21 protein-coding genes and 1 other RNA gene are annotated in these 24,764 nt (G+C 67.7%); 16 read left to right on the top strand and 6 right to left on the bottom strand.

From position 1 onward, the window contains the following. Positions 1–5: 5 nt before the first annotated feature. The gene (locus G9V96_RS04130) at positions 6–1,508 is read right to left on the bottom strand and encodes a methylmalonyl-CoA carboxytransferase subunit 5S (RefSeq protein WP_168581898.1); all 1,503 of its coding nucleotides are present in this window, start codon (positions 1,506–1,508) and stop codon (positions 6–8) included. Between the two features lie 327 nt (positions 1,509–1,835). On the opposite strand from G9V96_RS04130, the gene G9V96_RS04125 reads away from it, so the two are divergent. The 6 genes from G9V96_RS04125 to G9V96_RS04100 all read left to right on the top strand — a co-directional run bounded on the left by G9V96_RS04125 (position 1,836) and on the right by G9V96_RS04100 (position 6,417). After that, positions 1,836–2,660: a cell division ATP-binding protein FtsE gene (locus G9V96_RS04125; protein ID WP_168581897.1), complete on the top strand. Its 825-nt coding sequence runs from the start codon at positions 1,836–1,838 to the stop codon at positions 2,658–2,660. Further along, positions 2,657–3,562 carry a permease-like cell division protein FtsX gene (ftsX, locus tag G9V96_RS04120; protein WP_168581896.1) on the top strand — a complete coding sequence of 302 codons (906 nt, stop codon included), beginning with the start codon at positions 2,657–2,659 and terminating at the stop codon, positions 3,560–3,562. The genes G9V96_RS04125 and ftsX overlap by 4 nt, the downstream gene beginning before the upstream one ends. A 93-nt stretch (positions 3,563–3,655) precedes the next feature. Beyond that, positions 3,656–4,126, top strand: a complete 471-nt coding sequence (gene smpB, locus G9V96_RS04115; RefSeq protein WP_168581895.1) for an SsrA-binding protein SmpB — start codon at positions 3,656–3,658, stop codon at positions 4,124–4,126. Positions 4,127–4,268: 142 nt separating this feature from the next. Further along, a complete protein-coding gene (locus tag G9V96_RS04110) occupies positions 4,269–4,694 on the top strand; it encodes a pyridoxamine 5'-phosphate oxidase family protein (RefSeq protein ID WP_210424460.1) in 426 nt (141 codons plus the stop codon). A gap of 194 nt (positions 4,695–4,888) precedes the next feature. Continuing rightward, positions 4,889–5,254: a transfer-messenger RNA gene (ssrA, locus tag G9V96_RS04105) on the top strand. 161 nt (positions 5,255–5,415) lie between these two features. Next, the gene (locus G9V96_RS04100; protein ID WP_168581894.1) at positions 5,416–6,417 is read left to right on the top strand and encodes a lactonase family protein; all 1,002 of its coding nucleotides are present in this window, start codon (positions 5,416–5,418) and stop codon (positions 6,415–6,417) included. Positions 6,418–6,578: 161 nt separating this feature from the next. Here the strand turns inward: G9V96_RS04100 and hutG are convergent, their stop codons facing one another. Further along, positions 6,579–7,523, bottom strand: a complete 945-nt coding sequence (gene hutG, locus G9V96_RS04095; RefSeq protein WP_404861429.1) for a formimidoylglutamase — start codon at positions 7,521–7,523, stop codon at positions 6,579–6,581. 135 nt (positions 7,524–7,658) lie between these two features. On the opposite strand from hutG, the gene G9V96_RS04090 reads away from it, so the two are divergent. From G9V96_RS04090 to hutH, 4 genes are all read left to right on the top strand, one after another. Continuing rightward, on the top strand, positions 7,659–8,414 hold the full coding sequence (locus tag G9V96_RS04090) for an IclR family transcriptional regulator (protein ID WP_168581893.1): 756 nt from the start codon (positions 7,659–7,661) through the stop codon (positions 8,412–8,414). 213 nt (positions 8,415–8,627) lie between these two features. Next, positions 8,628–10,319, top strand: coding sequence for a urocanate hydratase (hutU, locus tag G9V96_RS04085; protein ID WP_168581892.1), 1,692 nt, complete (start codon positions 8,628–8,630; stop codon positions 10,317–10,319). After that, positions 10,319–11,509 carry an imidazolonepropionase gene (gene hutI, locus G9V96_RS04080; RefSeq protein WP_168581891.1) on the top strand — a complete coding sequence of 397 codons (1,191 nt, stop codon included), beginning with the start codon at positions 10,319–10,321 and terminating at the stop codon, positions 11,507–11,509. The genes hutU and hutI overlap by 1 nt, the downstream gene beginning before the upstream one ends. Next, a complete protein-coding gene (gene hutH / locus G9V96_RS04075; protein ID WP_168581890.1) occupies positions 11,470–13,107 on the top strand; it encodes a histidine ammonia-lyase in 1,638 nt (545 codons plus the stop codon). The genes hutI and hutH overlap by 40 nt, the downstream gene beginning before the upstream one ends. A gap of 48 nt (positions 13,108–13,155) precedes the next feature. Here hutH and G9V96_RS04070 read toward each other — a convergent pair whose 3' ends face one another. Further along, positions 13,156–14,151: a DUF2332 domain-containing protein gene (locus G9V96_RS04070; RefSeq protein ID WP_168581889.1), complete on the bottom strand. Its 996-nt coding sequence runs from the start codon at positions 14,149–14,151 to the stop codon at positions 13,156–13,158. Positions 14,152–14,295: 144 nt separating this feature from the next. On the opposite strand from G9V96_RS04070, the gene G9V96_RS04065 reads away from it, so the two are divergent. Further along, the gene (locus tag G9V96_RS04065) at positions 14,296–15,750 is read left to right on the top strand and encodes an alanine/glycine:cation symporter family protein (protein WP_226913462.1); all 1,455 of its coding nucleotides are present in this window, start codon (positions 14,296–14,298) and stop codon (positions 15,748–15,750) included. An 82-nt stretch (positions 15,751–15,832) separates the two neighbouring features. On the opposite strand, the gene trxA is transcribed toward G9V96_RS04065, so the two are convergent. Further along, entirely contained in the window at positions 15,833–16,300 is a 468-nt protein-coding gene (trxA, locus tag G9V96_RS04060) for a thioredoxin (protein WP_168581887.1), read from the bottom strand. Positions 16,301–16,662: 362 nt separating this feature from the next. Here trxA and G9V96_RS04055 point away from each other — a divergent pair, with 362 nt between their 5' ends. Both G9V96_RS04055 and G9V96_RS04050 read left to right on the top strand, forming a co-directional pair. Next, on the top strand, positions 16,663–19,059 hold the full coding sequence (locus G9V96_RS04055) for a DEAD/DEAH box helicase (protein WP_168581886.1): 2,397 nt from the start codon (positions 16,663–16,665) through the stop codon (positions 19,057–19,059). A gap of 174 nt (positions 19,060–19,233) precedes the next feature. Beyond that, positions 19,234–19,785, top strand: a complete 552-nt coding sequence (locus G9V96_RS04050) for a YqgE/AlgH family protein (RefSeq protein WP_168581885.1) — start codon at positions 19,234–19,236, stop codon at positions 19,783–19,785. Positions 19,786–19,936: 151 nt separating this feature from the next. On the opposite strand, the gene G9V96_RS04045 is transcribed toward G9V96_RS04050, so the two are convergent. After that, a complete protein-coding gene (locus G9V96_RS04045) occupies positions 19,937–20,722 on the bottom strand; it encodes a polysaccharide deacetylase family protein (protein WP_168581884.1) in 786 nt (261 codons plus the stop codon). 284 nt (positions 20,723–21,006) lie between these two features. Here G9V96_RS04045 and G9V96_RS04040 point away from each other — a divergent pair, with 284 nt between their 5' ends. Beyond that, positions 21,007–21,297, top strand: coding sequence for a DUF3039 domain-containing protein (locus G9V96_RS04040; RefSeq protein WP_168581883.1), 291 nt, complete (start codon positions 21,007–21,009; stop codon positions 21,295–21,297). 102 nt (positions 21,298–21,399) lie between these two features. Then, the gene (locus tag G9V96_RS04035; RefSeq protein ID WP_168581882.1) at positions 21,400–23,136 is read left to right on the top strand and encodes a DEAD/DEAH box helicase; all 1,737 of its coding nucleotides are present in this window, start codon (positions 21,400–21,402) and stop codon (positions 23,134–23,136) included. Between the two features lie 12 nt (positions 23,137–23,148). Here G9V96_RS04035 and G9V96_RS04030 read toward each other — a convergent pair whose 3' ends face one another. Beyond that, positions 23,149–23,640 carry an Lrp/AsnC family transcriptional regulator gene (locus G9V96_RS04030; RefSeq protein ID WP_168581881.1) on the bottom strand — a complete coding sequence of 164 codons (492 nt, stop codon included), beginning with the start codon at positions 23,638–23,640 and terminating at the stop codon, positions 23,149–23,151. A gap of 49 nt (positions 23,641–23,689) precedes the next feature. Here G9V96_RS04030 and G9V96_RS04025 point away from each other — a divergent pair, with 49 nt between their 5' ends. Further along, complete coding sequence (locus tag G9V96_RS04025; RefSeq protein WP_168583832.1) at positions 23,690–24,526, top strand: RDD family protein; 837 nt, start codon at positions 23,690–23,692, stop codon at positions 24,524–24,526. The last annotated feature ends 238 nt before the right edge of the window (positions 24,527–24,764 follow it).

Below are 24,764 nucleotides of genomic sequence, written 5' to 3'. Positions count from 1 at the left end.
AGAACTCAGGCAGGCTTGACTGCGACGGAGTGCTTGTGGCCGTTGAGGGTGATCTCGTACTTGATCGGTCCGCGGACGGGCCCGTTCTTGCTGTCGCCAGCGGCAGCGGCAGCCTTCTCGGCCTCCATCTCAGCTGGGTCTTGGCCGACGTTCTTGGGGCCCTCGGGACGAGTCTTGAAGAAGCCCGGTGCGACCTTGGGGAACATCGCGTAGGTCAGGACGTCCTCATCGGAGCCGTTGAAGCCCTCGACCTTTTCGGCCTCGGCGCGCAGGCTCGCCCACTCGTCGGGGATGTGGTCGGCGGGGCGGTCGGTGATGGGGTCCTTGCCCGTCTGTTCCTTGGCCTTGGCGATGACCTCGGGGTTCATCTCGCCGATGGTCAAGCCGTAGTAGCCGAGCATGAGGTCGGCGAACTCGGCCGTAAGGACCTTGTACTTGCCCATGAGCACGTTGAACACGGCCTGGGTGCCGACGATCTGGCTGGACGGGGTGACCAGGGGCGGGAAGCCCGCGTCAGCCCGCACCCGGGGAACCTCCAGCAGGACTTCCTGCAGCTTGTCGCCGGCGCCCTGCTGGGTGAGCTGGCTCTCCATGTTGGAGATCATGCCGCCAGGGATCTGGCTGTCGAAGATGTCGGTCTCGACACTGAAGGAGGACATGAACTTGCTGTAGCGGGGGCGGATCGCGGCGAAGTGCCGCTTGATGTTGCCGAGCAGTTCCTTGTCCAGGTCCGCGACGAAGCCGGTCCCTTCCAGCATCTCCTGCAGGGATTCGGTCGGGTTGTGGCCTGGGCCCAGCGACATCGAGCTGATGGCGGTGTCGACGACGTCGGCGCCGCCTTCGATGGCCTTCATCAAAGAAACCAAGGTGACACCGGTGGTGGCGTGGCAGTGCACGTTGACCTGCATGCCGGTCTCTTCTTTGATCGCCTTGACGATGTCGTAGGCGGGCTGCGGCTTCAGCAGGGCCGCCATGTCCTTCAGGGCGATGGAGTCAGCACCCATCTCCTGCAGTTGCCTGGCGAGCTTGACGTAGCCCTCGACGGTGTGAAGAGGGGAAGTGGTGTAGCAAACCGTGCCTTGGGCGTGCTTGCCGGACTTCTTGACGGCAGCCATGGCACGTTCGAGGTTGCGGGGGTCGTTGAGGGCGTCGAAGACACGGAAGACGTCCATGCCGTTCTCGGCAGCCTTCTCAACGAAGTGGTCGACGACATCGTCGCCGTAGTGCCGGTACCCCAGGAGGTTCTGCCCCCGGAGCAACATTTGCAGGCGGCTGTTGGGCAGGAGTTTGCGGAAGGTGCGTAGCCGCTCCCACGGGTCCTCGTTGAGGAATCGAATGCAGGAGTCGAACGTCGCACCTCCCCAACACTCAACGCTCCAGAAGCCAGCCTTATCAATATCCGCGCACGCGTCAACCATGTCCTCGAGGGCCATGCGGGTGGCCATCAAGCTCTGGTGCGCGTCCCGGAGGGCGAGCTCAGTGACACCAATCTCACGCTCAGAGGTCATGCCTCCACTGTGGCAGAACTGCAGGTCTGGCACACCGAGGTTGCAAATGCCGGGACCTAGGTCATGGCCCAGTCGGGTGCAGACCCGCTGCCACGGCTGGCGCGGACCGGTTGACGGGGTGTCGCGGCGGGTGTCCACGACGGCGTTCTCGCTTCCGGGGTGTTTTGCCAGGGAAGCTGGTAGGCCCGCGTATCGTGTTGGGAGACAACGGGGGTGGACGCCGTAGCGCTGTGGGGGAGGCGCGGCGTATCGCGCCCGGAACCATCAGCACTGCTCCGTGCGTTGCGGGACCGTTGCGATGCCTTACACCCCTTCAGGAAAGCTCCGATGATCTGTTTCGAGAACGTGGTCAAGGCGTATGGGCGCAACACTGCGCGCCCGGCGCTGGACGGGGTCGACCTGCGCCTGGATGCCGGAGAGTTCGTCTTCCTCGTGGGACCTTCGGGGTCAGGAAAGTCGACCCTGGTGCGGTTGGCCCTGCGCGAGGAGAAGGCCACCTCCGGGCGTCTTGAAGTGGCCGGGCGCGACCTGATGCGGATGCCGCGTCGCCAGGTGCCCAAGCTGCGCCGCGAGGTCGGCGCGGTGTTCCAGGACTTTCGGCTGCTGCCGGAGAAGACGGTCTACGAGAACGTCGCCTACGTCTTGCACGTGCTGGGCGTCAAACCGGCCCAGGTGCGCGTCGATGTGCCGGCAGCGCTGGAATCGGTGGGGCTGGCGGATCTGGCCGGGCGGCGACCGCACGAACTCTCCGGCGGGGAACAACAACGGGTCGCCGTAGCCAGGGCGCTGGTGCGCAAACCGGCGCTCCTGCTAGCTGACGAGCCCACCGGCAACCTGGACCCCGCGGCTAGCTTCGACCTGGTCCGGTTGCTGGCCGAGATCAACGCCAACGGCACCACGGTGCTGATGGCTACCCACAACGACGCGATCGTCGACGTGCACCGCCGCCGCGTCGTCGAGCTGGCCGCAGGCAAGATCGTGCGCGATGAGAAGGACGGCGCGTACGGGGTCACGCGCGGCGAAGCGCGCTACCGCTCGCCGCAGCCGAGGCTCACGGCCGATACCGACACCGGTACCGAATCCAGCACCGAATCTGAAGCCGGAGCCGAAGCCGAAGCCGAGGCCGACGAGACGACAGGGAAGACGCAATGAGACCGGGGTTTCTCCTCAGTGAGGTTGTCACGGGGCTGCGGCGCAGCGTGTCCATGGCGCTGTCGATCGTCATCGTCACCACGGTGTCGCTGTTCTTCCTCGGCACCGGCCTGCTGGCAGAGCGGCAGATCGAGGCGGCCAAGGGCTATTGGTACGACAAGGTCGAGGTCTCGATCTTCTTGTGCACGGAGCGCTCCAACGAGCCCAACTGCAACGGTAAAGCCGTCACACCGCAACAGCGGCAGGCCGTAGCTGCCCTGCTGGACTCGATGAAACCGCCAGTGGCCGAGTACTACTACGAGAGCCAGGACGAGGCGTACGCGCGGTTCAAGGAACAGTTCAAGGACAACCCTTCCTTCGCCGACACCCCCAAAGCCGCGATTCCCGAGGCCTACCGGGTCAAGCTGGACGACCCGGGGGAGTACCGACTCGTCTACGACGCTTTCACCGGTGCACCAGGGGTGGCGGCGGTCAAGGACATCCGTGAAGTCTTGGACCCCCTCTTCAAGGCCCTGAACCTGCTCACCACGATTGCGCTGAGTTTGGCCGGGGTGCTGCTGTTGTGCGCGGTGCTACTGACCTCGACCACGATTCGCCAGGTGGCCTGGAGCCGGCGGCGTGAGGTGACGATCAAACGCATCGTTGGTGCCTCCAAGCTCACCATCGGGTTGCCGTTCGCCATCGAAGTGCTGCTGTCCAGCCTGCTGGGGGCGGGCCTGGCCGTGCTCGCGCTGTGGGCCACGGTCCGCTACGGGGTCTCCGAGTTGTCGGCCCGATTCCAGGACTTCGCCTGGGTCGGAGAGATCGACGTGCTGCTGTTGTCGCCGTGGCTGTTCCTGGTCGCGGCGGTGGTGGCGCTCGTGGTCTCCTGGGCGGCGCTGTCTCGGTACGTGAGAATCTGAGCGGGCTGTACCCAAGCCTGCGCACGGCTGTTCTGGCACCGACGGGCGCGCCGGTAGGCTTGCTGGTCACACCGCTGGGATGGAATGAGAGACATGGCCAAGGAGAAGGGCACCAACGTCGTCGCGCGCAACCGTAAGGCGCGCCACGACTACCTCATCGAAGACACCTACGAAGCTGGCCTGGTGCTGACCGGCACCGAGGTGAAGTCGCTGCGAATGGGGCGCGCCTCCCTCGTCGACGGGTTCGCCTCGATCGACCGTGGGGAAGCCTGGCTCGAAGGCGTCCACATTCCCGAATATCACCAGGGCACCTGGACCAACCATGCCGCCCGCCGCAAGCGCAAGCTGCTCATGCACCGCCAGGAGATCGACAAGCTCGCCGGAAAAACCCGCGAGAGCGGGCACACGCTCGTGCCGCTACAGCTGTACTTCAAAGACGGCCGCGCCAAGGTCGAGATCGCCCTGGCCAAGGGTAAGAAGGAATACGACAAGCGGCACGCGCTGCGTGAGCGTCAGGACCGTCGCGAGGCTGAGCGCGCCATGAGTCGCGCGTTGCAACGCTGAGGCCGCTGCAGGCGCGGCACGGTTTTCGCTATTGCCAGCACAGGCCAGCCAGGGGTACGACGAGTAGGGTGTGCTGTGAACAGGACAACTGTCCGGCTGTTCGACTCACGCCCTATTGCGGCGACTGTTTGAGAGGAGACCCATGGTCACCGAGAACGCTGACGAGATGCGCATCCTGAGCGAGGACGAAGCTTGGGCGTTGTTGGAAGAGAACTCCCTGGGTCGACTGGCCTTCGCGGTCGCGGGCGACCCCGACATCGTGCCGATCAACTACTGCGCTTCCGGGCGTCGCCTCTACTTCCGTACCGCCGGCGGTAGCAAGTTGCTCGGTCTGACGATCAACCAGAGCGTGGCCTTCGAGGTCGACACCATCGAAGATGACGTCGCCCGCAGCGTCGTGCTTTCCGGTCAGGCGCGCAAGTTGGAGACCAGCGCCGAGATCGAGTTCGCTGACTCCCTGCCGCTGCGGCCGTGGGTGCCCACGCTGAAATACCAATACGTGGAGATCGAGCCCGACGAGGTCAACGGCCGCCAGTACCACCTCGGCCCTGAGCCCGAGCGCGACTGACCTTCGGTCACTGCCGCTCGGGTCGGCGCCCGCCTCCTAATCGGGGGCGAGGCTCGACGCGACGGCGGTGAGCAGGGAATGGGTTGGCCCCGCGGATGCGTTGTCACCTACACTGCGAGGCTCACGGCGATCGTTGCCGCGGGAGGGTGTGATCGCACCCATCACAACTGCACAGGGTGACGCGCCTCCACCACGGGGGTGATCGGTTTCGACGTTGATCGTCAGATCATGAGAAGCGGGTCGAGGATGTTGGGTTATCTCGTTAACGCTCCCAGCAAACTAATAGGTGCCGATTCCAAGCGCACCGACTTCGCCCTCGCCGCCTGAGCGAGCCCGAAGTCTGTCAGCCTAGGTGTGATCTCGACCTAGAGCCTGGCATCAGCTAGAGATCTTGCTGCGTAGCGGTGTCGGGACGCTGCGTGGGACTTTTGCTCGACTGGGCCTGTCAGCGGACGTGTGCGTGCGAGCGCTGAGGCCGAGAAAATCCATAGCGCACTGCACCCGGAGAAGTCCTGGTCTTCCGTCAGCGGACGCGGGTTCGATTCCCGCCACCTCCACCACCCGTGGCGCGTCACAAGCAGTTTCAGGCAGGGGCCCTCATCTCACGGTGAGGGCCCCTTCTTTTTCGCCAGGGGGCCGATGCGTGACAGCTCGGCCGGGCACCGGATTTCTCCCGCTGCTACAGGGGCGGCGCGCCTGACTCTCCTTTAGCGTTAGCCGAGTGAACACCATCCTTGTGGCGAACTCTGGCGACGGCACCATCACCACTCTGCGTTTCGACCCGCAGCGGCCCGCCTTGGAACCGGTCGCCACCTCCCCGGTCGGCCCAGGGTGCAACACCTTCGCCTTCGACCACGACCGTGATCTGGTCTACGTGGCGGTCAAGGGGGAGCCGCCATGGGTGGTGACCATGCATGTGGACCGGGAGAGCGGCTGCCTCACCGAGATCTCGCGCCGCCCCATCCACTCCTCGATGAGCTATCTAGCGTTGGCACATTCCGGCTCGCTGCTGATCGGGGCCTCCTACGGCGGCGGATACGGCATGGTGTGGCCGGCCGAGCAGGGTGTGTTGGGCGAGCCGCAGGGGCAGATCGAGTTCGAGAACCTGCACTGCATGCTGCCGGTCGAGGACCGGGTCTATGCGGTGTCGCTGGGCCAGGACTTGATCGCCTGCTACCGACTGGAGGAGGACGGGGCGCTGACCCCGTTGGATCAGCCGACCGTGGCGTTGCCTGAAGGCAGCGGACCGCGGCACCTGGCCGTGCGAGGAAGCCAGGCCTATGTCATCACCGAATACTCCGGGGAGGTCTTCCGCTTCGACGTCGCCCCAGAGGGGACCCTAACCCGGGCTGAGTCGGTGCGAATCGATGACCCGGGCGCCAACCTGGAGCACAGCCGGATGGGGGCGGATCCGCGCGAGGAACACCTCAGATGGGGTGCGGACGTGCACCTGGCGGGTGAGTGGTTGCTGGCCTCGGAACGTACGGCCTCCAGCTTGGCAACCGTGGCGTTGCACGACGGGCGGCTGGGTGCCGTCACCTCGCTTACCTCGACGTTGGAACAACCGCGCGGGTTCACCGTCGCCCCCGATGAGAAACACGTTGTCGTGGTGGGGGAGCGCGCCACTGAGGCGGCGCTGTACCGGATCGAGGAGGACGGCGCGCTCACGCTGATCGATCGCGCCCCGGTCGGGCAGAAGGCGAACTGGGTGCAGTTCGTCTGACCTGGCAGCCGGGTGCGGCCCCGTCCCCAAGCGCGCGCCCGGTCCTGCCTGGTCTCGTGCTGGCCTGGATCAGGCCGGCACCCTCGGGTTTGCGCCCAGGTGGCTCACCGGTGGCCGCCAGCGCGGCAGCCGGCACCGTCAAGCTCTGTCAGCGCTGCGGCTCATGGGAGGTTGCGCACGATGGTGGAGATGAGGCGTGCTGCTGCCCGAGCGGTTCGCCCATCAAGGTCCAGGGCGGGGCAGAGCTCGACGACATCCACCAGGGCCAGCGCACCACTGGCCGCCACATGGGCGCACACCGCGTCCAGGGTCTGCATCGGAACGCCATAACCGGCCGGGGCGCTGACCCCCGGTGCGGTTGCGGCCGGGAGCACATCCAAGTCGATGGATAGATGCACCGCATCGACGCCGTCGATGAGCCGGTCGACCTCGGCCAGGACCTCGGGCAGGTGCGTAGGCGTGCACTGTTCGTCGAGCAGGTGGGTGACCCCGAGTCGGCGCGCCGTCTCGAACAGCACACGGGTGTTGGATGGTTCGGCGATGCCCAGCACGGTGTAGCGGAAGTCGCGCGCCGCGGCTGCGTCGGCCTGGGCCATCTGCAGGAACGGCGTCCCTGAACTGGGCGCCGGCGCCGAGCGCAGATCGAAGTGCGCATCGAGGTTGAGGACGCCGACGCGCGCCGACCCCAGCGCGGTGGATCGGGTGCGGCCCAGGTAGGAACCCCACGCCGTCTCGTGTCCGCCGCCCAGCACGATAACCAGGGCGTTCTGGTCCAGCAGCTCGGCGACCCGGTTGCCCAACGCGTCCTGGCCGCCTTCCAGATCCCTACCGCATACCGTGACGGTGCCGGCATCGCCGATAGGAACATCGGTGTGCAGCGCGAGCGGGGCCAGGGCTGCGCGCAATGCATCAGGACCGGCTGCGGCTCCCGGTCGACCACCATTTCGCCGCACGCCCTCATCGCTGGCGAACCCGACGAGGGCCACCCCCGGCTGCAACGAGGACGAATCCGAGTACGGGCGGACCTGTTGGTGCCAGCGCCGGTGCTCCGGCCCGTCCCCGTCGTTACGCCCGGTCCACATGGTTGCCTCACCTGTGCGCGTCACACTCGTGACTCTAGGCCCCGATCGGGTGCGCCGAGCGGTGATTCTGCCCGGATTCCTTGCTTCCTGAGCTGCGGCTTGAAGATGCCCGCAGGTCACTACGGGATCTCGGCGCGCCTCAGAACGCATCATCGGTACATGTCCAAAGTGCCCGCCGCAACCAACACTCTCCGGATCCTGCGCCACCTTGCCGGTCGGCGAGGACCGGTGACGGCGATGTCGATCGCCACTGCCCTGGAATTGCCGCGTTCCAGCGTCTACCACCTGTTGGCGGCGATGGTCGAAGCCGGCTTCGTCGTGCACCTGGCCGAGGAGAAGCTGTACGGCATCGGTCCGGTGGCCTCGGAGCTGTCCTCGGCCTACGTGCGTCAGGCCCCACTGGCACGCATCGCCGGTTCGGCGCTGGCAGCTTTAGTCGACCGGGTCGGTGAAAGCGGCCACATGTCGGTGCTGCTGGGGCGTGACGTCGTCTACGTCATCGAGATGCGGGCGGCCGGGCGGCCGGTGCTGGTCTCTGAGGTCGGGGTTCGCCTGCCCGCGCATCTGACGGCCAGCGGCCGAGCCATCCTGGCGGAGTTGCAGCCCGCTCAGATACGGGCGCTGTACCCCAACGCGGCCTCCTTCCCGTCGGCCTCGGGCAGCGCCTGGAACCCGAGCCGGCTGCGCCGAGAACTCGCAGGTGTGCGCCGGCGCGGGTGGGCCGTGGAGTCCGGTGACGTCACCGAGGGATTGTCCTCGGTGGCGGTCGCGGTGCACGACCATCTCGGCTGGCCGACCGCGGCGATCGCCCTGACCTTCGAAGACCGGCGGGTCAGCACGCAGGAGCATCCGCTGCTGGCACAGGAACTCGCTACGGTCGCCGAGCAGCTCACCGCCCGAATCCGAACCGGCTGACCAAAGCCTGCGCGGACCGTGCCGCGCCGGCGGGGGTACCCGGGGTGCGAATCGGGGTGTCCGCGCGCAGCAAGCAAGCAGGCCGCGCAATCATGACCCTAGGCCGGAGACTCACTGTCTGGGATCTCAGACACCGGTGCCGCTCAAGGGGCTGACGCCCAGGCCTCCGGCGGGTTCCCATGGGAGGCGAACCCCTGCGAAAGGAGCCCCGTCATGGCACTGCCCGGAGCCCGACCCGTGCGCGCCCCCCGAGGTATCCAGCTGACCGCCAAGAGCTGGCAGACCGAGGCGCCCCTGCGAATGCTGTGCAACAACCTCGACCCAGAAGTGGCCGAGCGGCCCGATGACCTGGTCGTCTACGGTGGCACCGGTCGCGCCGTGCGGTCCTGGGAAGCCTTCGACGCCATCATTGCCACGCTCACGGAGCTGGCTGAGGACGAGACACTGCTGGTCCAGTCTGGCAAGCCGGTGGGCGTCTTCCGCACCAACGTGTGGGCTCCCCGGGTCCTCATCGCCAACTCCCACCTGGTCCCGGACTGGGCCAACTGGCCGGAGTTTCGCCGGCTCGAGGCCGAGGGTCTGACCATGTACGGGCAGATGACGGCCGGTTCGTGGATCTACATCGCCACCCAAGGAATTCTGCAGGGCACCTACGAGACGTTCGCCGCCGTCGCGCTGAAGCTGCACGCCGCTGGGCGCATCGACGAACCGACCTTGGCCGGCACCCTCACCCTCACCGGTGGCAGCGGCGGGATGGGCGGGGCTCAACCCTTGGCGGTGACGCTGAACGGCGGCACTGTGCTGGTCGTGGACGTCGACCGGTCCCGACTGGAGCGCCGAGTCGCCAAGCGCTATCTGGACCAGGTCACGGTCGACCTCGATGATGCCCTGACCCGCCTCACCCAGGCACGCGAAGCCGGCAAAGCGCTTTCGGTCGGGCTGGTCGGCAACGCAGCGGAGGTCTTCCCGGAGATGCTGCGCCGCCACCGCGCAGGCGAGATCAGGGTTGACATCGTCACCGACCAGACAAGCGCTCATGACCCGTTGTCCTACCTCCCGGCAGAGATTCTCCTGCAGGACTGGGAGGCCGAAGCAGCCGCTGACCCGGTGGGCTTCACCAAGAAGGCCCGCGAGTCGATGGCAGCGCAGGTGCAGGCCATGGTGGAGTTCCAGGACGCCGGTGCCGAAGTCTTCGACTACGGCAACTCCATCCGGGATGAAGCCCGCCAAGCCGGTTACACCCGCGCCTTCGAGTTCCCCGGTTTCGTCCCGGCCTATATCCGGCCCCTGTTCTGTGAAGGGCTCGGCCCCTTCCGCTGGGTTGCGCTGTCTGGGGACCCCCACGACATCGAAGTCACCGACGCTGCGCTCAAGGAACTCTTCCCGCAGAACGAGCATTTGCACCGCTGGTTGAACGCCGCCGCGGAGTACGTCGAGTTCGAGGGCCTGCCCGCCCGGATCTGCTGGCTGGGGTACGGCGAGCGGCATCAGGCTGGCCTGTTGTTCAACGAGCTGGTGCGCCAAGGCAAGGTCTCGGCTCCCATCGTCATCGGACGCGACCACCTCGACTCCGGATCGGTTGCCTCCCCTTACCGAGAGACCGAGGCGATGGCGGACGGCTCCGACGCAATCGCAGACTGGCCGCTGCTCAACGGCCTGCTGGCGGCCAGCTCGGGAGCGACCTGGGTCTCCGTGCACCACGGGGGCGGCGTCGGCATCGGCCGCTCCATCCACGCCGGTCAGGTCGGTGTCGCGGACGGCTCCGACCTCGCAGCCGAGAAGCTGTCGCGGCTGCTGACCAACGACCCCGGGATGGGCGTCATCCGTCACGCCGACGCTGGTTACGACCGGGCGCTCGAGGTAGCCCGCGATCGCGGCGTCCGGGTGCCGATGAAGGGCATCTGATGGCCAGCGAACTCCTCACCGGGATCGGGGAACTGCTGACCTGTGACCCCGAGCGGGGCCAGGAGCACACCCTGACCGACGCGGCGCTCGTCATCGAGGATCAGCGCATCGCCTGGATCGGGCCCGCCTCGCAGGCGCCCTCGGCCGACCGAGCGACGCTGCTGAGCGGTCGGGCGGTGCTGCCCGGTTGGGTGGATTCCCACACCCACCTCGTCTTCGCCGGTGACCGCTCCAGCGAATTCGCGGCCCGGATGGCCGGTCAGAGCTACGCAGCGGGCGGGATCGGGGTGACCACGAGCGCAACCCGCGCGGTGGACGATGACGCGCTACGCGCCCTGGTGATGGACCGGGTGCGCGAAGCAGTCGCGGGCGGAACGACCTACCTGGAGACCAAAACCGGGTACGGCCTCACCGTCGAGCAGGAGGAACGTGCCGCCCGGATCGCGGCAGAGGCCGTGGATGAGGTGACTTTCCTCGGCGCCCACCTCGTGCCGCAGGGGGCCGATCCGCAGGAGTATCTCGACCTGGTCTGCGGGCCGATGCTCACCGCCGTTCGCCCGTACGTGCGCTGGGCTGATGTGTTCTGCGAGGAGGGTGCCTTCGACCCCGATCAATCCCGCCGCGTGATGCTCGCCTGCGCCCAAGCCGGGCTGGGGCTGCGGGTGCACGGCAACCAGCTCGGAGACTCCGGTGGGGTGGCGCTCGCGGTCGAGGTCGGCGCGGCCAGCGTCGATCACGTCAACTTCCTCTCCGGGGCCGATATCGAGGCACTCGCGGCCTCCGAGACGGTGGCCACCGTGCTGCCGGCCTGCGACCTGTCCACCCGCGCGCCACTAGCGCCGGCGCGCGAACTGCTGGACGCCGGAGCGACCCTGGCGATCGCCTCGAACTGCAATCCCGGTACGAGCTACACCACGTCGATGAACTTCTGCGTCGGCACCGCGGTGCTGCAGATGGGGTTGTCGATCAGCGAAGCAGTCCGAGCGGCGACCTGGGGCGGAGCTCGCGCGCTGCGCCGCGAGGTCAGCACTACACAGGCGCCCGCGGTCGGCTCCATCGCTGTGGGAAACCGTGCCGACCTGCACGTGCTGGACGCACCGGCGGCGATCCACCTCGCCTACCGGCCCGGTATGCCCCTGACCTGGGCGGTATGGCGGGCAGGTCAGCAAGTCATCGCCCCCGTCTTGTAACCGCATCGTCCCGCTTGACCCCTCGGCCGGCGCCCCCGACCGTTGCCGACCCGAAACAGGAGCACATCTTGCCCCCGATCTCGACCCCCGTCATCCTGCGTTCCAGCGGCGTCACCGCCGCCGAAGTCCTGGCCGTCGCCAGGCATGACGCACCCGTCGAACTCGCCCCCGAGGCGTTGGAACACCTGCGGAGCGTGCGGGCCCACGTCGATGCTCTTGCCGCCTCCGAGGTACCGGTCTACGGCATCTCGACCGGATTCGGGGCGCTGGCCAACGTGCACATCCCGCCGGAGAAACGCGCTCACCTGCAGCGTTCACTGGTGCGTTCCCACGCGGCAGGGATGGGACCACTGGTCGAGCGTGAGGTCGTGCGCGCGTTGATGTTCCTGCGGGCCAAGACACTGGCTTCCGGGCACACCGGCATCCGGCCCTCGACCGTGCATACGCTGCTGGACGTGCTCAACGCAGGGATCACGCCGTGCGTGCACGAATTCGGCTCGCTGGGTTGCTCCGGGGACCTCGCCCCGCTCGCACATTGCGCGCTGGTGCTGATGGGCGAAGGGCGCGCCCACGGCCCGGATGGCAGGGAACAGCCCGTGCCGGAACTGCTAGCACAAGCGGGTATCGAGCCGGTGGAACTGGCCGAGAAAGAAGGACTGGCCCTCATCAACGGCACCGACGGGATGCTGGGCATGTTGCTGCTGGCATGCGCAGATCTGCAGATGTTGGCCGACACCGCCGACATCAGCGCCGCCATGTCGGTCGAGGCGCTGCTGGGCACCGACCAGGTGTTCCTGCCGGAGCTGCACGAACCGTTGCGCCCCCACCCCGGTCAGGCCCGCTCGGCCGAACGGATGCTCGCCGCGCTCGCAGACTCGGCGATCGTCGCCTCGCATCGCGGCGGCGACACCCGCGTGCAGGATGCGTACTCGCTGCGCTGCGCGCCACAGGTGACCGGTTCGCTGCGGGACACCATCGAGCATGCGCAACTCGTCGCCTCCCGCGAGTTGGCGGCGGCGGTCGACAACCCCGTCGTCCTGTCTGACGGACGGATCAGCAGCAACGGCAACTTCCACGGTGCACCGGTGGCGCACGTACTGGACTACCTGGCGATTCCGGTGGCCGACGTAGCCTCGATGGCCGAACGCCGCACCGACCGCATGCTCGACGCGAAACGCTCTTACGGTCTGCCGCCTTTCCTGGCCCAAGACCCGGGTACCGATTCGGGGTTCATGATCGCCCAGTACACCCAGGCCGGGATCGTCTCCGACCTCAAGCGCCTGGCCGTGCCGGCCTCGGTGGACTCCATCCCCAGCTCGGCCATGCAAGAGGATCACGTCTCGATGGGTTGGCATTCGGCCCGCAAACTGCGTTCTGGTGTGGTGGGCCTGCGCCGGGTGTTGGCTATCGAACTGCTCACCGCCGGAAGGGCTTTGCAGCTTCGAGCTCCGCTGGAACCAGGCCCGGTGGGCCAGGCCGTGCTGGAGTTGCTCGGGCCGTTGGGGGCACCCGGACCAGACACCTTCCTCGCCCCCGAACTGGAAGCGGTGGAGGACCTCGTCGCGCAGGGGGCTTTCAGTCGCGTGCTGCAGCGCTGAGCGCTCCGCCCACCGAGCTGGAGCCGGGGGCCAACTCCGCCCTGCCCGCTAGTCCAGCCAGCGCAGCGAAGAGCCGTGCCCGTGGGTCCAGGCGCAGGCCACCCCGTCCAGGCCGAGGACGAACGTGGGATGGTTTTCCGGGATCGACGGACCGGTTCGGGTGATCGAGGGCAGAACGTTCTTGCCTTCGTTGCTCACCCACCGGCATGCTCCCGCCGCCACGAGGTCGCGCATCAGTTCATCGAAGCGTTCCCGCGCCGCCGGTTCCAGGTAGGCCACGACCGCACTGTGAAAGACGACGACCTGGCCGTGGGGGGCCGCCTGGTCGATCAGGGACGGAAGGTCGGTGAGGATGTCGCCGCGCTGGATCCGCGCCGGTTCCTGGCGGGCGATCTGCACCGCTTGACGCAGCCGCGCTCGGCGTTCGTGCTGCTCGGGCCAGACCAGCGTCTCCAGCCACGCCATCGCGTCGTCGTCGTCGACATCCAGCGGGGACAGATCGATCCCACCCCGCCAGGAGACTTCGAAGGAGTGAGTCGGGACCGAAAACGCACCCTTGGCGCGCGCGTCCAGGATCGGGCCGTCGCCGACCGGCCACAGTTCGCTGCGCTGCGGCTGCACGAACTCATACCGGTACCGGTAACGGTCGGGGTAGAGGCACAGTCCGGCGCTGGCCCCGGCCTCGACCAGACTCAGCGGCCCGCTCTTCCTGGCGATCCGAGCAAACACCGGCGCCAGGGTCGCGAGTCGCCCCACTTCGTTGGTCTGGGTGGAACGGCGCAGGATCGTGTCGCGGATGCTGCCGTCATCGCACAGCAGTGCCTCGCGAAGGTTCTCGTACGGGCCGGGTGCGGGAACCCCGTGCCATCGGGCAGCGGCAAACACCAGGTTGGGTTGCTGTTTGATCGCCGGAAGTCTGCCGATCCAGCCCAGTAGCGCCTGGTCCGTGGCCGCTCGCGAAGCCCAGTCACGAAAGCAGCGGGAATCGGCGGCATAAGCGGCGAAGTCTGAGTATTGCTCAGCGACCTCTGCATAGAGCTTCACTCACGCCACCCTAAGGCGGGCGACGGCCAGACCTGCCGCCCCGCGCCCGCGGTTGGCCCAGACGCCAGGATGAGCTCAGGCGGTGGCCCAGTTCGCACGCCGCGGGTCGGCCCTGCCGTCGTGGCCTGGGTAGGCTGCACGCCCGTGAGCGACCTCCTGAGCGCCTTCGAAGGTGCCGTCTCCAGTTACGTGCTCGTCTACCTGCTGCTGGCAGCGGGTCTCTACTACACAATCCGAACCCGGTGCGTGCAGGTGCGGCTCTTCGCCCATATGGCCCGACTCGTCATCGGCTCAGGGGGTTCGGGCGGGGCCCGCTCCAGTTTGTCCTCCTTCCAGGCCTTGACGATCGGGCTGGCCAGTCGCGTCGGCACCGGAAACATCGCCGGGGTGGCCCTGGCGGTCATCATCGGCGGGCCCGGAGCACTGTTCTGGATGTGGATCGTCGCCTTCCTGGGCATGGCCACCTCGTTCGTGGAGTCCACCCTGGGGCAGATCTTCAAGGTCCCGTGGAAGGACGACATCTATCGGGGCGGGCCCGCGTACTACATGCAGCGCGGCCTGGGAGCTCGCCGCACCGGCGTGCTGTTCGCGGTGATGCTCGTCTTCTCCTACGGGATCGTCTTCCCGATGGTGCAAGCGAACACCATCGCCTCGACGCTCAATTCATCTCATGGGGTGCCGGTGGGGATAACCGCGCTGGTACTGATGGCGCTGACCGCCCCGCTGCTGCTGCGCGGCATGCGGGTGGTCGCGAAGGTGGTCCAGGTCCTGGTGCCGGTGATGGCGATGGTGTACCTGCTGGTGGCGGCCGCAATCATCCTCATCCAGTTCGCCCAACTGCCGCGAGTGCTACACGACATCTTCGTCGGCGCCTTCGGACTGCAACCGGCATTGGCCGGGACCGGGGGTGGGCTGTTCGCCACCTTCCTCAACGGCGTGAAACGTGGCCTGTTCAGCAATGAGGCCGGTCAGGGCTCGGTGCCCAACGGTGCTGCCACCGCCGAAGTGGACCACCCGGCTCAGCAGGGTCTGGTCCAGGCTTTCGGCGTCTTCATCGACACCATCCTCATCTGCTCGGCCACCGGTTTCGTCATCCTGCTGGCCCCGCCGGCGATCTACACCCCGGGGGTCGAACCCTCCTTCTCCAACGTGACCTTGGTGCAGATGGCGATCGCCGAGCACCTCGGCGGCGGGGGATGGGTGGTGTGGTTCATGACGTTCGTCGTGCTCACCTTCGCCTACTCCTCCACCCTGGGCTACAGCTCGTTCGCCCAGATCAACGTGGATTTCCTGCAGTGGGGAGAAGCAGGCCGACTGGGCCTGGTCATCGCGATGGTGTTGGCCACCGGGATCGGCTCGATCGTGGCCCTGACCACAGCGTGGACGTTGGCCGATATCGCCCTTGCGCTCATGACCATCCTCAACCTGGTGTGCGCGACGATGCTGGGCGGGTGGGCGTTCGGTGCGCTGCGCGACTACGACCGGCAGCGAAAGAACGGTGTCGCTGCGCCGCGCTTCGTGGCGACTGGGAACACTGATCTTCCCGGGGAATTGCGGACGCAGGTGTGGGGGCAGCCCCGGACTCCGGTGGGCTCCTGATCGCTTCGGCTAAGACTCGCCGGAACATGGCAGTGGGCGCTCCCATCATGGGAGCGCCCACTGCCATCTGCTGTCCGGGTGTTCAGACGATGGCGCCGTTGCTGTCGGGGTAGTCCACGCCGGGGGTGGTTCCACTCTGCGGCGCGCTGCTCGCTTCGGGTGCCTGCTGCTGCGGGTTCGCCTCGGCCTGCTCGCGGGCAGCCTCAACCTGGGCGCGGACCTCGCTCATGTCCAGAGCTCGCACCTGGCTGATGATGTCTTCCAGCGCCTCCGCCGGAAGGGCGCCCGCCTGGGCGAATACGGGGATGCCCTCGCGGATGACCATGATCGTGGGGATGGAGCTGATCTGGGCGGCGCCCGCGAGCTCCTGCTCGGCGTCGGTGTCGACCTTGCCGAACACCAGGTCCGTGTGCTTCTGCGCGGCAGCCTCGTAGATGGGGGCGAAGTTGCGGCACGGGCCGCACCAGGAGGCCCAGAAGTCGATAAGAACGATGTCGTTCTCGGTGACGGTCTTCTCGAAGTTCTCGCCGGTCAGGGTCATCGTCGTCATATGTCATCCAACGGGTGAACAGGGGTCGGCATTCCCGGACCCTGCCATTAAGCTCGCTTCGGGACCTCCACGCTTGGCGTGGAGCGTCGTCACCGCACCCGTCGCCTGGCCACGGGGAGGAGGGGCCTCGTGGAGACGGCGACGCGGGCGGTGGCCTGGGGCCCTGGTACGCTGCATTCAGCAGGCCCACTGACACGTCCGTGGTGCCGCATTGTCGCGGCGATCGCCCTGACTTTTGGTGACCAATAGTGGTCGCCCACCCCTATGAGGCGCCAAACCCGGCGCTGAGGCTCGTTCTCCTCTTGGACCGCTGACGGCGGCGCGGAGCGTGCCTACCGCGTTCGACCGAATCGAGTATCACCATGACTCCACGTCCCTCTGCTTCCGGCGCGCCCAAGAAGGCCCGCTGGAGCGCTGCGAAGAAAGCCGGCTTGAACAAGAAGGCGGCTCCCATTCGTAAGGACCGCGCCTCCGGCACCCGCGCCACCGAGCGCGACGCGCGCTGGAGCCGCCCCGAGCGCTCCACCGACGGTCCCCGCTCGTACCGCGACGACCGTCGTGGCTCCGACTCGGCCCGGACCGACCGTGATGATCGCCGTTCCTACGGCAGTCGTGACAGCAACCCTCGTTCCTACGGGGACCGGGATAGCCGTCCCTCCTATGGGGACCGTGACAAGAGCCGTTCGTATGGGGACCGTGACAAGAGTCGTTCGTATGGGGACCGCGATAGCCGTCCTTCCTATGGGGATCGTGACAAGGGCCGTTCGTATGGGGACCGCGACAGCCGTCCTTCCTACAACGACCGTGACAAGGGCCGTTCGTATGGGGACCGCGATAGCCGTCCTTCCTACGGGGATCGTGACAAGGGCCGCTCCTACGGGGACCGTGACAGCCGTCCTTCCTACAACGACCGTGACAAGGGCCGTTCGTATGGGGACCGCGATAGCCGTCCTTCCTACGGGGATCGTGACAAGGGCCGTTCGTATGGGGACCGTGACAGCCGTCCTTCCTACAACGATCGTGACAAGGGCCGTTCGTATGGGGACCGCGATAGCCGTCCTTCCTACGGGGATCGTGACAAGGGCCGTTCGTATGGGGACCGCGACAGCCGTCCTTCCTACAACGACCGCGACAAGAGCCGCTCCTACGGGGACCGCGACAGCCGTCCTTCCTACAACGACCGTGACAAGGGCCGTTCGTACGGGGACCGCGACAGCCGTCCTTCCTACGGAGACCGTGACAAGAGCCGCTCCTACGGGCAGCGTCCCGACCGCGACCGCGTCCAGAACTCCGACGCTCCGGCGATGGAGGACGGCCAGGCGCGTGCCGAGGTTCGCCGCGCCCCGCGTGAACGGGACCTGCGCGTTTCGCCCCCCGACGCCTCGCGCGCCGAGGCCGAGCGGATGCGCCGTGTCGAAGCACCGATCGTCGAACCTGTCGAGCCCACCGAGTCCGGTTTCGCCGACCTCGGCCTGCCCGACTCCCTGGTGCGCCGCCTGGCCCGCGATGGCATCAGCGAGCCCTTCCCGATCCAGATCGCAACCATCCCGGATGCGCTCGCCGGCCGCGACGTGCTGGGCCGCGGACGTACCGGCTCGGGTAAGACCCTTGCCTTCGGGCTGCCGGTCCTGACCCGCCTTGCCAAGGGCGAGCGCAGTAAGCCACGCCGCCCTCGCGCCCTGATCTTGTCTCCGACGCGCGAATTGGCGATGCAGATCAGTGACGCCCTGCAGCCCCTGGTGCATGTGATCGGGCTGTCGCACAAGCTGGTCGCGGGCGGCATGCCCTACCCGCCGCAGTTCCAGGCGCTGGATCGTGGCGTGGACCTGCTCATCGCCACCCCGGGCCGTCTCAACGACCTCATCGAGCGCAAGGCGGTGAGCCTGGACTCCGTCGAGGTCGTCGTCCTTGACGAAGCAGACCACATGGCTGAGATGGGCTTCCTGCCCGAGATCACCGAGCTGCTCGACCAGATCCCCGTCGGTGGGCAGCGTCTGCTGTTCTCGGCGACCCTGGACAAGGGCATCGACACCATCGTCGATCGTTACCTCGTGGATCCAGTCACCCACTCCACCGACTCGGCCCAGGCCAGCGTCACCACGATGGACCACCACATCCTGCTCGTCGAGCCGCAACACAAGAAGGTCGTCACGGCCGAGGTTGCCAACCGCGAGGGGCACACGATCATCTTCGTGCGCACCAAGCTGGGTGCCGACCGGGTCGCGCTGCAGTTGCGCGAACAGGGCGTCTTCGCGGCAGCACTGCACGGCGGACTGGGCCAAGGTGCCCGTAACCGGGTCCTCGGTGCGTTCCGCGACGGAAGCTTGCCGGTGCTTGTCGCCACCGATGTCGCGGCGCGCGGTATCCACGTCGATGACGTAGGCGTCGTCATGCAGGTCGACCCGCCCGCCGACCACAAGGACTACCTGCACCGGGCCGGTCGCACGGCACGCGCGGGGGAGAAGGGCACCGTCATCACCTTGGCGCTGCCCCACCAGAAGCGGATGATGCAGCGCATCGCAGACCAGGCTGGCCTGAATACCTCACCGCAGAACGTCCGCCCCGGCGATCCTGAGGTGGCACAGATGTCCGGTGCCAGCCGTCCCAGTGGGGTGCCGATCCCAGAGGAGCACCTGCGCCGTCTGATGGACCCGCCGCCCCGTGCCCGCGGCGGATACCGCGGAGGCCGTCCCGGCGGTGGGGGGCGCCCCAGCGGCGGCTCGCGCCAGGGTCGCCCTTCGGGCGGGCGTCGCTACTGATCAGGCCGCGTTAGTTCGCGTCTTCGTCCGCAGCCGAGTTCGCGGATCTGCCAGGTGCAGATGCGCGGGCTCGGCTGCTGCCGTTGCAGCCGGTGCGAGGTTGTCGAGCCACGTTCCTGGGCGTAGGTGGCTGCAGCTGCCCGCTACGACCCCCCGAACAGGCACAATGGGGTGGTGGCACACCTGGCCGGGCAAATCCTCGTAGCGACCCCGCAGATCGGTGGGGACATCTTCAACCGCAGCGTCGTCCTCGTGCTCCATCACGACGCTGAAGGCGCGCACGGCCTGGTTCTCAACAAACCGCTCGGCGCAGCGATCGAGCGCGTCCTGCCCGGGTGGGAGCAGCACGTCAGCATCCCCCAGGAGCTCTTCCAGGGTGGCCCGGTGGGCCTGGACACCGCCCTCGGGCTGGTGCAAGTGCCAGGAATGGGCGACCAGCTCGGGATCCGGGTGCTCTTCAGCTCGGTGGGGGTCGTCGACCTGGACGCGCCGCCGGAGTTGGTGATGCCCGAGGTGAGCGATCTGCGGGTCTTCGCCGGCTACTCCGGCTGGACGGCCGGGCAGCTCGAAGACGAGATCGCTGAAGGCAGCTGGTACGTCTGTGAGGCCCTACCGGAGGACGCGTTCACCCCCGTTCCGGAGCTGTTGTGGTCTCGGGTCCTGCGACGCCAGGGCGGGGAACTGGCCTGGGTGGCTAGCTACCCCGAAGACCCACACCTGAACTGAGACGTGCCGCCCGCGCGGGGCCCTGCGATCAATGGCTGCAGCCTGATACCCGGTGGCCGCGACGGTGTCCCTCCAGCGGCGCGGCAGGCCGCTGATGACCCGCGGCAGCACCAGAAGGAACCCGCTATGCCCGGGGGGCGGCTAGTGCTTCTCAGGCCGTTTCAGGGCGCCGAGCCAGCGCAGAGCGAAGGTGGGCCGGGTGCAGGTTGAAGTGGGGCCGGGTCACCGGCGTGCCCACCCGCAAGGCTTCGCCGAGGCTGCGCGCGCGCAGCCCCTTACCTTCAGCAACGGTCAAGACCCGGTGCAGCAGGTCGTAGCGGTCCAGGATCGGCTCGGGGACCGGGTCGCCGAGGTCTGCGGGCCCGGCGTGCCCGTCGTGGAACAGCAGAATCGTGCCTCGGGCCAGGTTGGCCGTCGCCTTCTCGATGCGTTGCGCCTGCGTAGCGTCGGGGTTCCAGTCCCAGCTCGTCCCGCTCCAGATCACCGATTGCATCCCGGCTTGGCGGATATGGCGCCAGACATCAATGCTCTGGTCGCCGTGCGGCGGGCGGAACCAGGTGACTTCGCGCCCGATCGCATCTTCCAGCTCGGCCTTACCCTGGCGCAGCACCTGGGCCAGTTCGCCGCGTTCCAGCGCCGGCAGGTGCCGATGGTCGGTGCCGTGCAAACCGATCTCGTGCCCGGCGGCCAGAACCTCATCGAGTAGCCCACGGTTGGCGCGCACGCTGGTCATCAGCACGAAGAAGGTAGCGGTGGCCTTGTGGTCGGCCAAGGCCCGCAGCACATCGTGGGTACGCCCCGGGGTGGGGCCGTCGTCGAAGGTGGGCACGATGACCGGCTCGTGGGTGCGAACAGAGCTGATCGATCCGATGGAGTCGGGTGCCATTTCCAGCACCCGCATGGCCGCCAGCTTGGCAGTGTGGACGAGATCGGACATTCGGATTCCCCCTAGTTCGAGCGACGAGCAGCGGCACGGTTGCGCACCTATCCCGCCGCCGCCCGCCCTGAGCGGGTGCGCACAGGACGACGCGACGACGCCGTCGATGTCGTGAGCTGCGGCCGTGGTGTTCGGTTCCCCTGTTCGCGGCATCGGTTGGGGCACGGTCCCCCGACCTACGCGCCTCATCGATTCTCCCACCCAGCGGGACGAGCGTCCAACCGATCAGTCGACATGGGCCGGGCCCGCAGGCTGGGGGAGGGCGACTCGGGCATAATCGCGGCATGACAAGCACACCGGAGCCGCTGACCGCGCCGAGCACGGGCCCGGCGACCTCGACGCTGGAGCGTACCGAGGCCGCCCCCGACTACCGCACCGACTCCGGCGATCATGAACGCTTCGCCCACTACGTGCGCAAGGAGAAGATCGTCGAGAGCGCAGTGACCGGAGAACCCGTCACCGCCCTGTGCGGCAAGATCTGGGTTCCCGGGCGAGACCCGAACCGCTTCCCGGTCTGCCCGATGTGCAAGGAGATCTACGAAGGCATTCGCCCCCCGCAGGACGGCGGCGAGTAATCCCCAAGCATCAGCCCGGCCCGCCGCGCCACGCCGGGCGGGTGTGGGTGAGCAACCGGATGCACGCTCGGGGCGGGGGCGAGAGTTACAGTCGTCCCCGCCATGAGTACTACCGCAGCAAGTAACCTGTCGCCCGCCTTCCCCGAACGAGCAGCCTGGGGGACGGCGGGCAAACTTCGTGCCTGGCAGGCCCAAGCCCTCCAGGACTACCTGGGGCGCAGCCCCCGGGACTACCTCGCTGTGGCAACCCCCGGAGCGGGTAAGACGACCTTCGCGTTGCGGGTGGCCACCGAACTGCTGGCCGCCCGCGTCATTGAACAGATCACCGTCGTCGCCCCCACCGAGCACCTGAAGACCCAATGGGCCGACGCCGCTGCCCGGGTAGGGATCCGCCTCGACCCGGGATTCTCCAACCGGGTCGGTGGAACCAGCCGCGACTTCGACGGTGTGGCGCTCACCTATGCGGGTGTGGCCAGCAAACCGCTGCTGCATCGTGGCCGCACCGAGCGCTACAAGACGCTGGTCATCCTGGATGAGATCCACCACGGCGGCGACAACCGGTCCTGGGGCGATGCGCTGCATGAAGCCTTCGAACCGGCTACCCGACGCCTGGCGTTGACCGGCACGCCGTTCCGCTCCGACACCAGTGCCATCCCGTTCGTCACCTATGTGGAAGACGCGCAGGGGGTGCGTCGCTCGGCCAGCGACTACACCTACGGCTACGGCGAGGCGCTGGCTGACGGTGTGGTCCGCCCGGTGCTGTTCTTGGCATATGGCGGGGACATGCGCTGGCGCACCCGCGCCGGCGACGAACTGGCCGCGCGGCTGGGCGAACCGCTCACGAAAGACCTCATCAACCAGGCCTGGCGCACCGCTTTGGACCCCAAGGGTCAATGGATCCCGAGCGTGCTGGCCGCAGCCGACCGGCGCCTGAGCGAGGTGCGCCGCCACGTCGAAGACGCCGGCGGGCTGGTCATCGCCAGCAACCAGACGCAGGCCCGCGCCTACGCCCGGATCCTGGAGCAGATCGGCGGCGAGAAACCGACGGTTGTCCTTTCTGATGACACCGGCGCCTCCAAACGGATCGAGGAGTACGCCCAAGGCACCAGCCGATGGATGGTCGCCGTGCGCATGGTCTCCGAGGGAGTGGACGTGCCGCGGCTGGCGGTAGGGGTGTACGCCACCTCGACCCAGACACCGCTGTTCTTCGCCCAGGCCATCGGCAGGTTCGTTCGCGCCCGCAGACGAGGCGAGACCGCCTCGGTGTTCGTGCCCAGCGTCCCCACCTTGCTGGACCACGCCGCGCGCCTTGAGGACGAACGCGACCACGTGCTGGACCGTCCGCGCAATGACGAGGACTCCATCTGGGCGCCGGAGGAAGACCTGCTTGCTGCCGCGAACGAGACCAAGTCGACGCCCGACGGGGATGCGTTGCCCTTCGAGGCGTTGGAATCGGCCGCAGAGTTCGACCACATCCTCTTCGACGCCGAACAATTCGGGCTCGGAACCGTCTCGGGGTCGCCGGAAGAAGAGGACTTCCTCGGCCTGCCGGGGCTGTTGGAGCCCGAACAGGTCGCGCACGTGCTGCGCTCGCGGCAACCCAAGAACACCGCCCCCGATCACGGCGCTTCACCCTCGGAGCACCGGGCGCTCGCGGCGACTCGCAAGGAGCTCAACTCACTGGTGGCCGCCTACGCCCGCAAGACCGGAGCGCCGCATGCGGTGGTGCACGCCGACCTGCGAAAGCACTGCGGGGGGCCCTCGTTGGATCGGGCCACCGGGGAGCAGGTCAGCGAACGGATCGCGACAATCCGCCGGTGGTTCGTCGGGCGGCGCTGACCGCGGCGCGGTTCAGTCCACGCAGGTCCGGGCAGCTTCTTGCACCAGCGGCAGCGTGCGATTGCGCACCCGCGTGGCCAGGACTATCTGCGTCGAGGCCCGCTCTACCAGCGGATGCTCCACGACGTGGTCGATGACGCGCTGTAGGTCGTCGTTGTTGCGGGCCACGACGATGACGAGCAGATCGAACGCGCCGGTGACGGTCGAGGCCTCGATGACTTCCGGGATCGCAGACAGGTGCTCGACCACCTGGGACTGGCCGGGTACCTGGCTGATCTGCAGGCTGCAGTAGGCCGTCACCGGGTAGCCCGTGCCTGCTGGGCTGATCGTCGGCGCGAACGAGATGATGACGCCGCGTTCTACGAGCCGTTCCAGGCGTGACTGGACCGTGCCGCGTGCCACGCCGAGCGCGCGCGAGGCGCCGAGAACCCCGATCTGGGGCCGTTCGGTGAACAGTGTGATGATCCTGGCGTCAAGGGCGTCGACGCCGGTCGCTGGTGCCATGCCCCCCACGGTACCGTTGTGGCCGCCCCCGTCTGAGAGAGTTGCGCCCATGGATGCACGCCCTTCCGGCTGGTACGACGACCCCGAGGACCAGGGGCGGCTGCGCTACTGGGACGGCGTCTCGTGGACAGACCGTCTCGCCGACAAAGCCCCGATGCCGCTACCGCAGGCTCCCCGGACCCCGCCGCCGCGCCGACCCCGCCGCGAGGAAAAGGCCGCCGAGCACGACGCAGGTTCGGCCCAACCCTCCCAGCCGGCGGCCGGTTCCACAGCTGCCCCCTCGGAGTCGCCGAAGCCTGGGCGCGCGCACGACCAACGCTCCGCTGGCGGCATCGGGCAGGGGCGACGCAAACACGCCGATGACGGAACCCCGCTGGCCAGTTATTGGCGTCGTGCGGTTGCGCTTCTGGTGGATTACCTCCTCGTCGTCCTGGTGGTCTCGGTCGTGGTGGCGCCCTTCCTGGGGGACTCCCGCAACCTGGTCATGGCCTGGTACGACGATGCGCTCACCGCGGCCCGCTCCGGAGGACGACCGCCGCAGATGCCGGTTACCTTGGCGCGCACCGCGGGCACGATCACGCTGCTGCAGGCGATCGCGCTATTGGGCTACGAGGTGGGGTGCCTTTCTACCTGGGGTGCCACGCTGGGTCGGCGGCTGACCGGCATCCGGGTTCGCGCCCAGGAGAGCGGGGAGAAGGCCGACCAGGCTGCCCTGGTGCGTCGCACCTTCGTCAAGTGGCTCTCGGTCATGCTGGCCAGCATGCCGCTGCTGGGGCAACTGGCCGCTGTGTTCACCGTGGTGGACTGGCTCTGGCCGCTACGCGACCCCGCTCGGCGGGCACTGCACGACAAGGTCAGCAGCACCGAGGTGGTACGTCGCCGATGACATGGCGCTGGATGTGCGAGCGAGTGCACCAAAACGGCCTCACTGACGGGGAAGTCTCAGGCACAGTAAGCCTGTGAAGACGACATCCCTTGCGGCGCTCCCAGCAATACTGAACCGGGCTGGGGCCAACCCCCGAGTTCTGGTCAGCGGCAACCACGCCGTGCCCTGGCAGGCTCTCGAGGTGGTCGATGCTACCTATCCGGCGTACCGGCTGAACTTGCTCAACGCCCCCAAAGGC

The organism is Gephyromycinifex aptenodytis (genome assembly GCF_012277275.1).
Lineage (GTDB): Bacteria > Actinomycetota > Actinomycetes > Actinomycetales > Dermatophilaceae > Gephyromycinifex > Gephyromycinifex aptenodytis.
Note: the sequence above shows the minus strand (reverse complement) of the source record. Positions and strands in the feature narration are given on the sequence as shown.